The organism is Arthrobacter sp. B1I2, assembly GCF_030816485.1.
Classification (GTDB): Bacteria; Actinomycetota; Actinomycetes; order Actinomycetales; family Micrococcaceae; genus Arthrobacter.
This window is the reverse complement of sequence record NZ_JAUSYC010000001.1, coordinates 1,599,515-1,611,195: the sequence shown is the minus strand read 5'-3', so window position 1 is coordinate 1,611,195 and position 11,681 is coordinate 1,599,515. Positions and strand designations below refer to the sequence as shown.

Sequence of the window (11,681 nt, the reverse complement as noted above, 5' to 3'; positions counted from 1 at the left end):
GAACCATAGTGCCGCGCCCCGCCGTCGTCGTTTAGATCCTGCTAGCTGTGATGCCCCGCCGCGCGCTGCTGCCGCAGGATGTAGCGCTGCAGCTTTCCTGACGGGGTCTTGGGAAGGTCGTCAACGAAGTGGATGCGCCGCGGATAGGCATGTGCGGCGAACTGGGTCTTGACCATGGTTTGCAGTTCGGCCACCAGGTCGTCACCGCCGCTATACCCGGCTCCCAGGACGACGTACGCTTCCAGAACTTCTCCGCGAAGTTCGTCAGGAGCGCCCACCACCGCGCTTTCCAGGACCGCCGGGTGGGTAGCCAGGACGCTCTCAACCTCAAAAGGCCCAATGCGGTATCCGGCCATGATGATCACGTCGTCATCACGGGATGAAAAGTAGTAGTAGCCGTCCCCGTCAACCATGCCGGCGTCACCCGTGAGGTACCAACGCCCGTCCTGGCTGAATCTTTCAGCCGTCTTTTCGGGGGCATCCTTGTACGCTTCGAACCACATCATGGGGCTTTCCGCCACGTTGACCGCCACCCGGCCCATTTCCCCGGGCGCGGCCGGTTCATCCGTGTTGTCCTTGAGGACCGCACAGCTCCACCCGGGCAACGGGCGTCCCATGGAACCCGGCCGGAGCTCCGTCCTGACGTCGTCGTGCCAGGCGTTGATGATCATCATGCCGTGTTCTGTCTGGCCGTAGTGGTCCCTTACCGGAACACCGAGCACCTCCCGGGCCCAGCTGATCACCTCAGGCGTCAGCGGCTCGCCGGCCGACGACGCCCGCCGCAGCTGGAAAGGAGCCGTTCCGGCCGGGGACTTGGCACGCATGGTCCTGTACACGGTGGGCGCAGCCGCGAAGTTGGTGACTGAAAAGGCTTCCAGCACTTTGAAGCTGAGTTCCGGGGAAAATCCCGGGCGCAGCAGGAGGTTCCGGCGCCCTGCCGCCATGGGACCCAGGATCCCGTAGTACAGGCCGTAGGCCCAGCCGGGGTCTGCGGCGTTCCAGAAGACGTCGTCCTCGCTGACATCCAATCCGAGCTCAATGTACTGGCGGAAAGCGGCCAACGCCCGGACAGGCACCGGGACGCCCTTGGGTGCGCCTGTGGTGCCGGAGGTAAAGATCAGCACCATCGCGCCGTGCCCTCCCACGGCTTCGGCCGGGATTCCCGGTTCGTGCGCGGCCAGGAGCGGTGTCAGTGCAAGGTCCGGCAGGGCCGTCTCGGCGCCAACAACGATGACGGCCGCGGGGGTGTCATGGATCTTTGCCCGCTGGTCCGCATCCGTGATGACAGCTTTTGCCTCTGACGCCTGTAAACGAAGTTCGATTGCCGGCCAGGCAAACGCCGTAAACAGGGGTACGTGGACAGCGCCCCGCCGCCAGATGGCCAGGAGCATGACAACAAGGTCCATCGACTTGCCCATCAGCGTCGCCACGGCGTCGCCAGGACCAATTCCCAGCCCAGCCAGGGCCGCAGCTCCCCGCTCAGAGCGCTCCCGGAGCTCCCCGTAGGTAATGTCCTCGCGGGACAAGTCCGCTGCAACCACCGTGAATGCGATGGCGTTTGGGTCGTGACTGTCGCAGAGGAGCTCGGCAGCGCAGGCATCGGCGGCACCGTATTTGGCAAGAAGGGCATCAACGGCTGGAACCGGACGGGACATTCATTCTCCTTTGAACAGCGGCACCTTGACGCAACGGCGTCTGTAAACACAGTGGAATAAACGTACTGCACGGGCTGGCGGGACGCGTCCCGTGCAGCACGCCGCCGCGGCCAGCAGACAGGTCAGCCCTTGGCACCCGGCGGCCGGATGATCCGGCGCCGGGTGGCAACGGCGATGGCAGCGGTCCGGTTGTCCACCCCGAGCTTGCCGTAAATGTGCACCAGGTGCGTCTTCACAGTGGCCTCCGAGATGAAGACCTGTTTGGCGATGGCCCGGTTGGACAGGCCGGTGGCCAGCAGTTCCAGCAGCTGCACTTCGCGCGGGGTGAGCGAGGTGCCGGGGTTGCTGATCCGGTCCATCAGCAGTGCCGCCGCCCGGGGTGCCAGGACCGTGCCACCCGCCGCGGCCTGCAGGACCGCCTGGCGCAGCTGTTCCGGCGGCGCGTCCTTCAGCATGTAACCGCCGGCCCCTGCCTCCACCGCGGCGAGGATGTCCGCATCGGTGTCGTAGGTGGTCAGGATGAGGACGGGCGGAGCCGCATCAAGCTTCCGGATCTCAGCGGTGGCCGTAACGCCGTCCATCCCCTCCCCCATCTGCAGGTCCATGAGGACAACGTCGGGCGCCTCACCCAACGCCGTCAGCCGCGCCAGTTCGTGCAGCGCCGCCCTGCCGTCAGAGGCCTCGGCGGCAATGGAAATGCCTTCGAACCCGGTGAGCATGGCCCTGAGCCCGGCGCGGACCACGGGGTGGTCATCCACCAGCAGGACGCGCACCTCATCCATCGCTTCCACCAGCCAGCGGCAGCCGGATGGCCACCACCGTGTCCTCCCCTGGCGCGGACTCCACGGCCAGCGAACCGTTCAGCGCCGTGACGCGTTCCCCCAGCGAGCGCAGCCCGAATCCGCTGCCGTCGGCGGCGTCCGCGGCACCTGCCGCAGCCGCCGGGTCAAAGCCCGTGCCGTCGTCGTAAATGTCCATGGTTACCTCCGTGCCCAGGAAGGCAAGGCTGACGACGGCGGTCGCGGCCCCGGCGTGTTCCCGGACGTTCGCGAGGCTCGACTGCGCCGCCCGCAGCAACGCGACCTGGACAGGCTGGGGCAGGTCCTGCGGCTCACCGTCCACCTCCAGCCGGCAGCGCAGCGCCACCCCCGACGCCGCGGCGGCGGTCTCCATCCGGTCGCAGAGCCTCTGCAGGGCCTCCACCAAGGTGGGCCCCTCCAGCTGCGGCGGAACCAGGCCGCGGACAAAGCTGCGCGCCTCGGCAAGGTTGTCCGCGGCGGTCTGCTGCACCAGTGCCAGGCGGGCGGAGGCTGTGGCAGCATCACCCTCACCCAGGGACTGCCCGGCGGCCCGGCCCAGGAGCACGATGCTGGAGAGCCCCTGCGCCAGGGTGTCGTGGATTTCCCGGGCCAGCCGCTCCCGCTCCGCCAGCATGCCCGCCTCATGCTGCGACCTGGCCAGCTCCTCCCGGGTACGGCGCAGCTCGTCCGCCGCGCGCCGCTGGTTCTCGGCTTCCCGGTACAGGGCGGCGTAGGCGAGGCCGGTAATCACGGAAAAGGCCGCACCCAGCACGGGTCCCACCACGGCCGCCACATGCGGTACTGGGGCACCACTCGCAGCCCACTGGGAGGCAATCACCGCCGCGGTCATCAGCGCGATCATCAGCAGTGCAGCACGCCGGGGCAGCAGGTGAAGGTGCAGGAAAAAGATTGGGAAGGCCAGCCAGGCGAAGTCGGCGCTGCCGGCAAGCAGGAACGCCCACAGTGCCGTGACCAGGCCCAGCCACAGCAGGCCGTAGCGGCGGGGATTGAACCCGGTCCGGGCCTCGGCATGGCGTTTTTCGAGGACCGTCCCGGCAAGGTAGACGGCAGCAAGGACGACGGCGGCGGCCGCCCACAGCCAGCGCAGCGAACCTCCGGCCATGAGCATCCGGACCAGGGCCACGGCCAGCAGCACGGCAAACCCCGTGTGGAGGGTGACGCGCAGGACCCGGAGGATCGCCGCCGACGACGCATTTTCCAGGGCGTTCAACGGCCCCTTCGCCGGGCCCCAGGCAGCCTCCGTGGATGATGGGGGCAGGGGCGTGGCAGGCATTTCATCAGCTTATGCCGCGACGGCCGGCACGGGACCAACCGAAAGGTTGACTCCGCGTTCAACCTTTCCATGCCCGCGGATCAACCGTCCCCGCGATGCCGCAACAGTCTGCCCCCGGGAGAGTGGAAGGACAGAAGAATCCACCCCTGCTGAGAGAAGAAACAACGTGTTCCTGGCAATCCGCGACATCCGCTTCGCCAAAGGCCGGTTCGCCATGATGGGCGGCGTCGTTGCCCTGATCACCCTGCTGCTGGTCATGCTGTCCGGCCTGACAGCGGGACTCGCCGAGCAATCAACCTCCGCCATCGAAAAGCTCGGCGCGGCCAGTGCCCGGCCGGTGGATACCGTCGCTTTCGGCGCCCCGGGGTCCGCCGTTCCCAAGGCGTCCTACACGGACAGCTCCGTGACGACGGCGCAGGTGGACAGCTGGAGGAACCAGCCCGGCGTCCGGTCCGCCGAGCCGCTCGGAATTACGCAGACCCGGGCGCAAACGGCCGGCGGGTCGGGCACGGCCAACGTGGCTGTCTTCGGCATCACGCCGGGAAGTCAGCTGGCACCGGCCGGGGTTACCGCCGGCACGGCTGTGGTGGGCAGTTCGGTAGCCGAGGCACTGTCCGTTGGCCAGGGGGACACGGTGTCCCTGGGCGGCGTGGAGCTTTCCGTCGCGGCCGTGGTGCCGGACCAGTGGTACGCACACACCAGCGTGGTGTGGACGGCACTCCCGGCGTGGGCCAAGGCGGCGCACGTGTCCGACGGCGGGCAGTTGGCCACCGTCGTCGCCGTCACCTACGCGGACGAGGCAAAGGTGGACGAGGCCGCCGCCAACGCAGCCGCGCACACGGTCAGCGAGTCCCGCACTGGATCATTCCAGGCGCTGGGCTCCTTCAAGAGCGAGAACGGCTCCCTGACCCTGATGCAGGCGTTCCTCTACGGGATCTCGGCCCTGGTGATCGTGGCGTTCCTGACCGTCTGGACCATCCAGCGGACCCGTGACATCGCCGTCCTGAAAGCCATGGGCGCGCCCAGTTCCTACATTCTCCGGGACGCCATGGCACAGGCTGCGATCGTCCTGGTGGCGGGAGCCGGCGTGGGTGGCGCCGTGGGCGTCGCGGCCGGTTCCCTCGCCGCCCAGGCTGCCCCGTTCCTGCTGGACGCCGCTACCACCGTCGTGCCCGCCGTCGGGATCGTCGCCTTGGGCCTGGCCGGCGCCGCCCTGGCGGTCCGGGGCGCCACCAAAGTCAATCCGCTGCTGGCCCTCGGCGGCAACTAACCCCTCCCGCTTCCTGAAAGGAAAATCAATGCCTTCCTCCACCCCCGCTCCGCTGAGCCTGGTCAACGTCACCCTCGAGTATCCGGACGGCAGCGGAACCACTACCGCCCTGGACGCGGTCAGCCTCACGGCGCAGGCCGGGCAGCTGGTCTCGCTCGTGGGGCCCTCAGGCTCCGGCAAGTCCAGCCTCCTGGCCGTTGCCGCCACCCTGGTCCGCCCCACCCGCGGACAGGTCATCGTCGACGGGACCGTTACCACCGGCCTCAAGGACAAGGAGCTCACGGCCCTGCGGCGCAGCAAGGTGGGCATCATCTTCCAGCAGCCCAATCTGATCCCCTCGCTCACCGCCGTCGAACAGCTCATCATCAGCGACCTCCTGCGCGGCCGGCCCGCCAAGGCGGCCCGGGCGAAGGCTGCCGAACTGCTGGAAATCGTTGGACTCTCCGCGAGTGCCCGGAGGCTGCCGCACCAGCTCTCCGGTGGCCAGCGCCAGCGGGTGAACATTGCCCGGGCGCTTATGGGGAACCCCAAGGTGCTGCTGGTGGACGAGCCCACCGCGGCGCTGGACCACGAACGCAGCGCCTCGATCATCGGCCTGCTGCGCCAGGTAACTAGGGAGTTCGGGGTGGCCACGGTGATGGTCACGCATGACACCGAGTTCGTGCCGCTGACTGACGTTGTGGCCACCATGCGGGACGGCAGACTCACGGCTCCGGTCCTGGCTGGCGCCTAGGGGGTCCCTAACCACCACGGCTGCGTCCCCGCTCCCTCACCCCAGATGGTGGATGGTGAACGCCGTCAGGAAGCCCACGGACGCTGTCAGTCCGGTCAGGTTGTGGTGCTCCTCGAAGGCCTCCGGAATCATGGTGTCCGCCAGCATCGCCAGGATCGCGCCGGCAGCCACCGAGGTTATGAATGCCACCAGTTCCTCCGGCGCACCCTCCAACGCCACGTATCCCAGCAGCGCAGCCAGCCCGCTGAGAACCGCAATGCCGCCCCAGAGCCCGAACACGTAGCCCCTGCTCCGGCCGGCCTTCTTCATGCCGGCGGTTCCGGAGAGTCCCTCGGGCACGTTGGAGATGAAGACCGCCGCCAGCATGGCAGGACTGACTGCTCCCCCGGCCAGCAGGCCGACGCCCAGCACCACGGACTCGGGGACACCGTCCAGCAGTGCGCCGACGGCGATGGCCGTGCCGCTGCCGGGGTCGTCCTTCTCGGAGGGCTGCTGGCCCCCGGAGCGCTTGCGGTGCTTGGCTCCGGCCCGGGCCAGGAGCATGTTGGCGCCCACGTACACCACCGCACCGGCCAGGAACCCCGCCACCGTGGGCCAGAGGCCGCCGCCCTGGACAGCCTCGTCCACGAGCTCGAAGGCAAGGGCCGAGATCAGCACGCCCGCGCCGAAGGCCATGACCGTGGAGACGATCTTGGACGGAATCGACCACCGCCAGGACACGGCTGCTCCCAGGACCAGGGCAGCGCCGGCACCGGTGCCCCATGCAAGTGACATTAACCAAGTAGGCATACGTCATCCGTCCCCCGTCCCGCGGAAATGAAACACAGGGAACGCCGCCGGACCTATGCCCCGCGTCACGCCCGGCACAAGGAATTGATGGGATCTTGAGGCAAACCTTGCGATCCCTAGACGTTGCAGGTCCAGGCTGGAGCCATAAGACCAAACCAGCTGTTGGGGAGCCAGGAAGTCATGGGAAGCAAAGCAGCGTTGGACAACGAAGTCACAACCGTGGGAGGCGTGCTGACGGACAAGCAGCCGCTGGATTTCCACACGCTGGGGCTGGCCGGGTGCATTGACCGGCTCACGGCCCCCCTGCGGCAGCACGGGACCACGGTCCACTGGGACACTCCCCACTGGGGCCTGGAGATCCCTGCGGACTGTGCGTCCCTCCTGTACCAGTCCGCCCGCGAGGTGCTGAGCAACGCGTTCAAGTTTTCGTCCGCGTCCACGCTCAACATCCAGCTGGCAGCCGTTGACCACGGCATCCGTTTGGTAGTGGCCGACGACGGCACGGGCTTTGACAGCAGCCTCGCCACCTGCGGGCGGCACCACGGCTACGGGCTGCGGCTCATGGCGGTCGCCGTGCAGGAAGCGGGCGGCGCGGTGGACATCAGTTCCGTCCCCGGCGAAGGCACCAGCGTAACGGTAACCCTGCCGCTGGACTGACACGCCTGCCCATAGACTCGGATGCCCGCCGTTGCTGGGACGGCGGGCATCCGCATGCCCGGTGGACACCGGCGAAACTAGCGGGAGAGCTTGGCGGCGTCCGGCTCCAGGTCCCCGAGGTGGCCGGACGAGGACGGGGAACGGCGGTTGGTGCTCACTGCTCCGCCAGTCCAGTGCACAAGGACGGCTCCGGCCAGAGGGTGTGGATGGTCCTTGACAGGCCAGGCGGCTGGGCGCTGAATGAGGGGTACCGCACGCCACCGCCACCAAAGGAGCAGTCATGACTGAGCATCCAGAAAAGGATGACGACGACCGGGTCCACAACCAGGCACCTGCGGAAGGCGATCCGGACGCGGACCCGCAGGACCTCCGCATGCATACCCAGGACCCCGCCGAAGGACCGGACGACGACGGGGACGGCGCCGCGAAGTAGTCCCCTCCCCGCTTTCCCCGGGCTTCCCATACTCCTGTCCCGCCTGGCAGAAACCCCTTGCACGCGCACCGCTGGTCTACTACGTTGTAGAGCGAAGTGAGAAAGCGCTTTCCTATTTGAGCCGGGACTTCTAGCGCAGCAAACACCAGTGGAATTGGATGACATGACGGACAGCACCCTTATCAGGTGGATCGACGGCCAAACCCCAGCGGAAACCAGCGGCGGCACCACCTGGGGCATGCCGTTCCCGCGGGGCACCGTGCCAGGCGCGGCGGCCGTGGCAGTTGCAGACGGGGACGGCACACCCATCCCCAGCCAGGCGTGGCCGCTGGCCACGTGGCCGGACGGGTCCTTGAAGTGGGCGGGCATCGCCCTGCCGGCCACGGACACGCCCTCGGGCACCTACCACGTGACGGCCGACGGCGACGCGGCCACCGCCGGCAGCCAGCCGGCGTCGGGCGGTCCGTCAGTCACGGTCACCGAAGGCGCCAACGCACTCACCGTGGATACCGGGGTCCTGAAGATGGTGATCAACCGCAACGGGTCCGCCCTCTTCAGCAGCCTTTGGCGGGACGGGCGGGAGATTGCCCGGGACGCCCGGCTGGTCAGCCTGGTGCAGGGCCGTGTTCCGGAAGGCGCGGGAACCGTGGGCCGGGACGCCTTCACGGGCAAGCTCACCGCCGTCGTCCTGGAACAAAGCGGCCCCGTGCGCGCCGTGGTGCGGCTGGAAGGCCGGCACCACCCGGATACGCCGGGAAGCGGAAGCAAGGGGTGGCTGCCTTTCGTGGTGCGCCTCTACTTCTACGCGAACGCCCGCAGCGTGCGCATGGTGCACTCCTTTATTTGGGACGGGGACGCGGAAAGCGACTTCCTGGCCGGACTCGGCGTGCGGTTCACGGTGCCGCTGGAGGACGAGCTGCACAACCGGCACATCCGCATCGCCGGAGCCGACGGCGGGTTCCTCACCGAAGCGGTGCGCGGCCTGACCGGACTCCGCCGCGACCCCGGAATGGAGGTGCGGGAGGCGCAGATCACCGGCCGCCCCACTCCCCCGCTGGATACCTGGAACCCGGAAGTTTCGGGCCGGCTCCACCTGATCCCCACTTGGGGTGACTACACGCTCAGCCAGCTCACCGCTGATGGCTTCGAGCTGCGCAAGCGCACCGCCGCCGGACGCGGCTGGGTGGGAATCTCCGGCGGAACCCGCGCGGCGGGCTTCTGCTCCCTGAGTGATACCCGCGGCGGATTCGGCGTGGGCGTCAAGGATTTCTGGCAGTCCCACCCAGGCCAGCTGGACATCCGCGGCGCAGCTACCGGCGAGGCGTCGCTGACCGCCTGGCTCTACTCGCCCGAAGCGCAGCCCATGGACCTGCGCTTCTACCACGACGGCCTGGGCCAGGACACGTTCGAGGAGCAGCTCGAAGGCCTGGAGATCACCTATGAGGATTACGAGCCCGGCTTCGGCAACCCTACGGGGATTGCCCGCACACATGAGCTAACCCTGTTCGCCTATGACGCCACCCCGGCCACCGAAAGCCTCGCGGCCGACGCCGCGTCCGCCTCCACCCCCGCCTTGCTGCAGGCCACTCCGGAGTACCTGCATTCGGCAGGTGTCTTCGGCGACTGGGATCCGGTGGACCGGAGCACTCCCGCGCGGGCCCGGCTCGAGGACCGGCTGGATTTCCTGTTTGATTTCTACGCCGGCCAGGTGGAGCAGCGCCGCTGGTATGGCTTCTGGAACTACGGCGACGTCATGCACACCTACGACTTCGACCGGCATGTGTGGCGGTACGACGTGGGCGGCTACGCCTGGGACAACTCGGAGCTGTCCCCGGACCTCTGGCTTTGGTATTCCTACCTCCGCTCGGGCAGGGCTGACATCTTCCGCTTTGCCGAGGCCATGACGCGGCACACGGGCGAGGTGGACGTCTACCATCTGGGTCCGTGGAAGGGACTGGGCTCCCGGCACAACGTCCAGCACTGGGGCTGCAGCGCCAAGCAGCTCCGGATCAGCACGCCCGCCTACCGCCGCTTCTACTACTACCTCACGGCGGACGAGCGCACCGGGGACCTGCTCACCGAACTGGTGGACAGCGACCAGAACTTCCTGGGCCTGGACCCCGTCCGGAAGGTCCGGCCGGACGCAGCAACCTACCGCCCCAACCGCGGCGCCCTGGGCGTGGGCCTCGGGACGGACTGGGGCTCGCTCGCCGCCACCTGGCTCACGGACTGGGAACGCACCGGCAACCCACGGTCGCGCGACCGGCTGCTGGGAACCATGGCGGACATCGGCGCGCTCAAGTACGGCTTCCTCACCGGCGAGGCCCTGTACGACCTGGACAAGGGACGGTTCGATACCGGGCGGGAGCAGATCCAGGTTTCGCACCTCAGTGCCGTGTTCGGGCTGGTGGAGATCTGCAGCGAACTGGTGGACCTGCTGCCGGATCCGGAGTTCGAGCGGGCCTGGCTGCAGTACTGCCGGCTCTTCCTGGCCACCAAGGAGGAGCAGGTGGACGCCGTGGGACAGCCGCTTGAGGGCATCTACCTCACCCAGGCGCACAGCCGGCTGACGGCCTACGCGGCGGCGAGGCTGCATGACCGTGACCTGGCGGCCCGGGCATGGGAGAGCTTTGCCGAGGGCGGGGAGCACCTGAACCACCAGTCAGCATTCACGCTGCGCAGGATTGAGCCGCCACACGTGCTGCTGCCGGTGGATGAAGCGCCCACCGTCTCCACGAACGACACCGCCCAGTTCGGGCTTGCAGTCATCCAGAACCTGGCGTTGATCGGCGATTACCTGGTCTGACGCAGCCAGCATGGAACAAACCGCGACGGCGGCACCCGGCCAGGTGCCGCCGTCGCGGTTTTCTTTTGTCCAGCAAAGTTAGGCTCTGGAAACATTCCAACCCAAAAGGTATGTTGGTAAGCATGCTGATGATTTTTCCCGACTCATCAGTTCCCGGTAACAAAGCAAAGGAGACGTTATGAGCACGAAGGTGGAAAAACGCATTCTGGTGAACGTACCGGTGAGCACCGCTTACAACCAGTGGACCCAGTTCGAGGAGTTCCCGCACTTCATGGGCGGCGTCAAGAGTGTCACGCAGCTCAGTGACGACCGGTTGGAGTGGGTGGCCGAGATCGGCGGCATCCGCAGGCAGTGGGAAGCCAAGATCCTGGAACAGGTTCCGGACCGCAGGGTTGCCTGGGCCGCCACCGAAGGCGCCACGAACGCCGGCGCTGTGGACTTCGAGGACGTTGGCGGTGGCCAGACCTCCATCAAGCTGACCCTCGAGTACGAGCCCGAAGGCCTCATCGAGAAGGTGGGCGACAAGCTCAACGTCGTGGACCGGCAGGCCGAATCGGATCTGCAGAAGTTCAAGGAATTCATCGAAGACGAAGGCTACGCGAGCGGCGCCTGGCGCGGTACCGTCAACCCCGGCGCCACTGTGGGCACGCCCGGCGTTGAGCACGCGGGCGCATCCCGCGGTGATTCCGGCAAGGCCGGCGTCTCCGGCAAGGTTGCCGCCGGGGTGGGCATCGCAGCAGCTGCAGGCGCAGCAGCGGCAATGGCCGCCAGCGGCAACAAGGGAGAAACAGCGGCTGCCGATGAAACGGTAACGCCAGTAACTCCCGGCGAGCCGGCCACCGTTACCCCGCTGACGACGGACACGACCACGACAGACACTTCATCCACCGGCACCGCCCGCGCAGTCCCGGCCGAGCCCCTCACCACCGGAGCCACCACGGGCAGCGCCTACCCGGGCACGGGGACAGCTGGCGCAACGGCCGGCACGACGTCGGCAGCCGGCACCTCCGGCTCCCTCGCCGACCTGGATGACGGCAGGATCGGCCACACGTTCGACCAGACCAACGGCCTGGTGGACACCACGGGTGAGTCCGATGAAACACTCGAGGGTGAGAACCTGAGCGCCGGAGAACGGCGCGGGGACGACCGCAACGACGGCGGCCTGCCGCCTGTCGGTGGCAACCTCGGCGGCCACTGACCGCCACCCGCAAAAGCAAGTGCCGCCCGCCTTCCCCCAAGGCGGG

Annotated in this window: 10 protein-coding genes; 6 read left to right on the top strand and 4 right to left on the bottom strand. The window is 67.9% G+C overall.

Annotated elements, in window-relative coordinates:
* Positions 1-41: 41 nt before the first annotated feature.
* The 3 genes from QFZ57_RS07475 to QFZ57_RS07465 all read right to left on the bottom strand — a co-directional run bounded on the left by QFZ57_RS07475 (position 42) and on the right by QFZ57_RS07465 (position 3,749).
* Positions 42-1,655 (bottom strand): AMP-binding protein, encoded by a 1,614-nt coding sequence (locus tag QFZ57_RS07475; protein ID WP_306629819.1) that lies wholly within the window; start codon positions 1,653-1,655, stop codon positions 42-44.
* A 122-nt stretch (positions 1,656-1,777) separates the two neighbouring features.
* On the bottom strand, positions 1,778-2,437 hold the full coding sequence (locus tag QFZ57_RS07470) for a response regulator (RefSeq protein WP_306629818.1): 660 nt from the start codon (positions 2,435-2,437) through the stop codon (positions 1,778-1,780).
* Positions 2,430-3,749, bottom strand: a complete 1,320-nt coding sequence (locus tag QFZ57_RS07465) for a sensor histidine kinase (RefSeq protein WP_306899189.1) — start codon at positions 3,747-3,749, stop codon at positions 2,430-2,432. Before QFZ57_RS07465 ends, QFZ57_RS07470 begins: the two co-directional genes overlap by 8 nt.
* Positions 3,750-3,915: 166 nt before the next feature.
* Here QFZ57_RS07465 and QFZ57_RS07460 point away from each other — a divergent pair, with 166 nt between their 5' ends.
* Both QFZ57_RS07460 and QFZ57_RS07455 read left to right on the top strand, forming a co-directional pair.
* Positions 3,916-5,019 carry an ABC transporter permease gene (locus QFZ57_RS07460; RefSeq protein WP_306629816.1) on the top strand — a complete coding sequence of 368 codons (1,104 nt, stop codon included), beginning with the start codon at positions 3,916-3,918 and terminating at the stop codon, positions 5,017-5,019.
* Between the two features lie 28 nt (positions 5,020-5,047).
* Positions 5,048-5,752 (top strand): ABC transporter ATP-binding protein, encoded by a 705-nt coding sequence (locus QFZ57_RS07455; RefSeq protein ID WP_306899186.1) that lies wholly within the window; start codon positions 5,048-5,050, stop codon positions 5,750-5,752.
* Positions 5,753-5,788: 36 nt separating this feature from the next.
* Here the strand turns inward: QFZ57_RS07455 and QFZ57_RS07450 are convergent, their stop codons facing one another.
* The gene (locus tag QFZ57_RS07450; protein WP_306629814.1) at positions 5,789-6,541 is read right to left on the bottom strand and encodes a ZIP family metal transporter; all 753 of its coding nucleotides are present in this window, start codon (positions 6,539-6,541) and stop codon (positions 5,789-5,791) included.
* A 180-nt stretch (positions 6,542-6,721) separates the two neighbouring features.
* On the opposite strand from QFZ57_RS07450, the gene QFZ57_RS07445 reads away from it, so the two are divergent.
* From QFZ57_RS07445 to QFZ57_RS07430, 4 genes are all read left to right on the top strand, one after another.
* Positions 6,722-7,198: a sensor histidine kinase gene (locus QFZ57_RS07445; RefSeq protein WP_306629813.1), complete on the top strand. Its 477-nt coding sequence runs from the start codon at positions 6,722-6,724 to the stop codon at positions 7,196-7,198.
* A 280-nt stretch (positions 7,199-7,478) separates the two neighbouring features.
* Positions 7,479-7,631: a hypothetical protein gene (locus QFZ57_RS07440; protein WP_306629812.1), complete on the top strand. Its 153-nt coding sequence runs from the start codon at positions 7,479-7,481 to the stop codon at positions 7,629-7,631.
* Between the two features lie 163 nt (positions 7,632-7,794).
* Positions 7,795-10,437, top strand: a complete 2,643-nt coding sequence (locus QFZ57_RS07435) for an exo-rhamnogalacturonan lyase family protein (protein ID WP_306899183.1) — start codon at positions 7,795-7,797, stop codon at positions 10,435-10,437.
* Positions 10,438-10,615: 178 nt separating this feature from the next.
* Positions 10,616-11,635: an SRPBCC family protein gene (locus tag QFZ57_RS07430; RefSeq protein ID WP_306899181.1), complete on the top strand. Its 1,020-nt coding sequence runs from the start codon at positions 10,616-10,618 to the stop codon at positions 11,633-11,635.
* Positions 11,636-11,681 lie beyond the last annotated feature (46 nt).

Excerpts from the sequence above, each read along its gene's own strand:
- QFZ57_RS07440 (WP_306629812.1), top strand. The coding sequence starts at position 7,479 with ATGACTGAGCATCCAGAAAAGGATGACGACGACCGGGTCCACAACCAG.
- QFZ57_RS07465 (WP_306899189.1), bottom strand. The coding sequence starts at position 3,749 with ATGCCTGCCACGCCCCTGCCCCCATCATCCACGGAGGCTGCCTGGGGC.
- QFZ57_RS07475 (WP_306629819.1), bottom strand. The coding sequence starts at position 1,655 with ATGTCCCGTCCGGTTCCAGCCGTTGATGCCCTTCTTGCCAAATACGGT.
- QFZ57_RS07450 (WP_306629814.1), bottom strand. The coding sequence starts at position 6,541 with ATGCCTACTTGGTTAATGTCACTTGCATGGGGCACCGGTGCCGGCGCT.
- QFZ57_RS07430 (WP_306899181.1), top strand. The coding sequence starts at position 10,616 with ATGAGCACGAAGGTGGAAAAACGCATTCTGGTGAACGTACCGGTGAGC.
- QFZ57_RS07445 (WP_306629813.1), top strand. The coding sequence starts at position 6,722 with ATGGGAAGCAAAGCAGCGTTGGACAACGAAGTCACAACCGTGGGAGGC.
- QFZ57_RS07455 (WP_306899186.1), top strand. The coding sequence starts at position 5,048 with ATGCCTTCCTCCACCCCCGCTCCGCTGAGCCTGGTCAACGTCACCCTC.
- QFZ57_RS07435 (WP_306899183.1), top strand. The coding sequence starts at position 7,795 with ATGACGGACAGCACCCTTATCAGGTGGATCGACGGCCAAACCCCAGCG.
- QFZ57_RS07470 (WP_306629818.1), bottom strand. The coding sequence starts at position 2,437 with ATGGATGAGGTGCGCGTCCTGCTGGTGGATGACCACCCCGTGGTCCGC.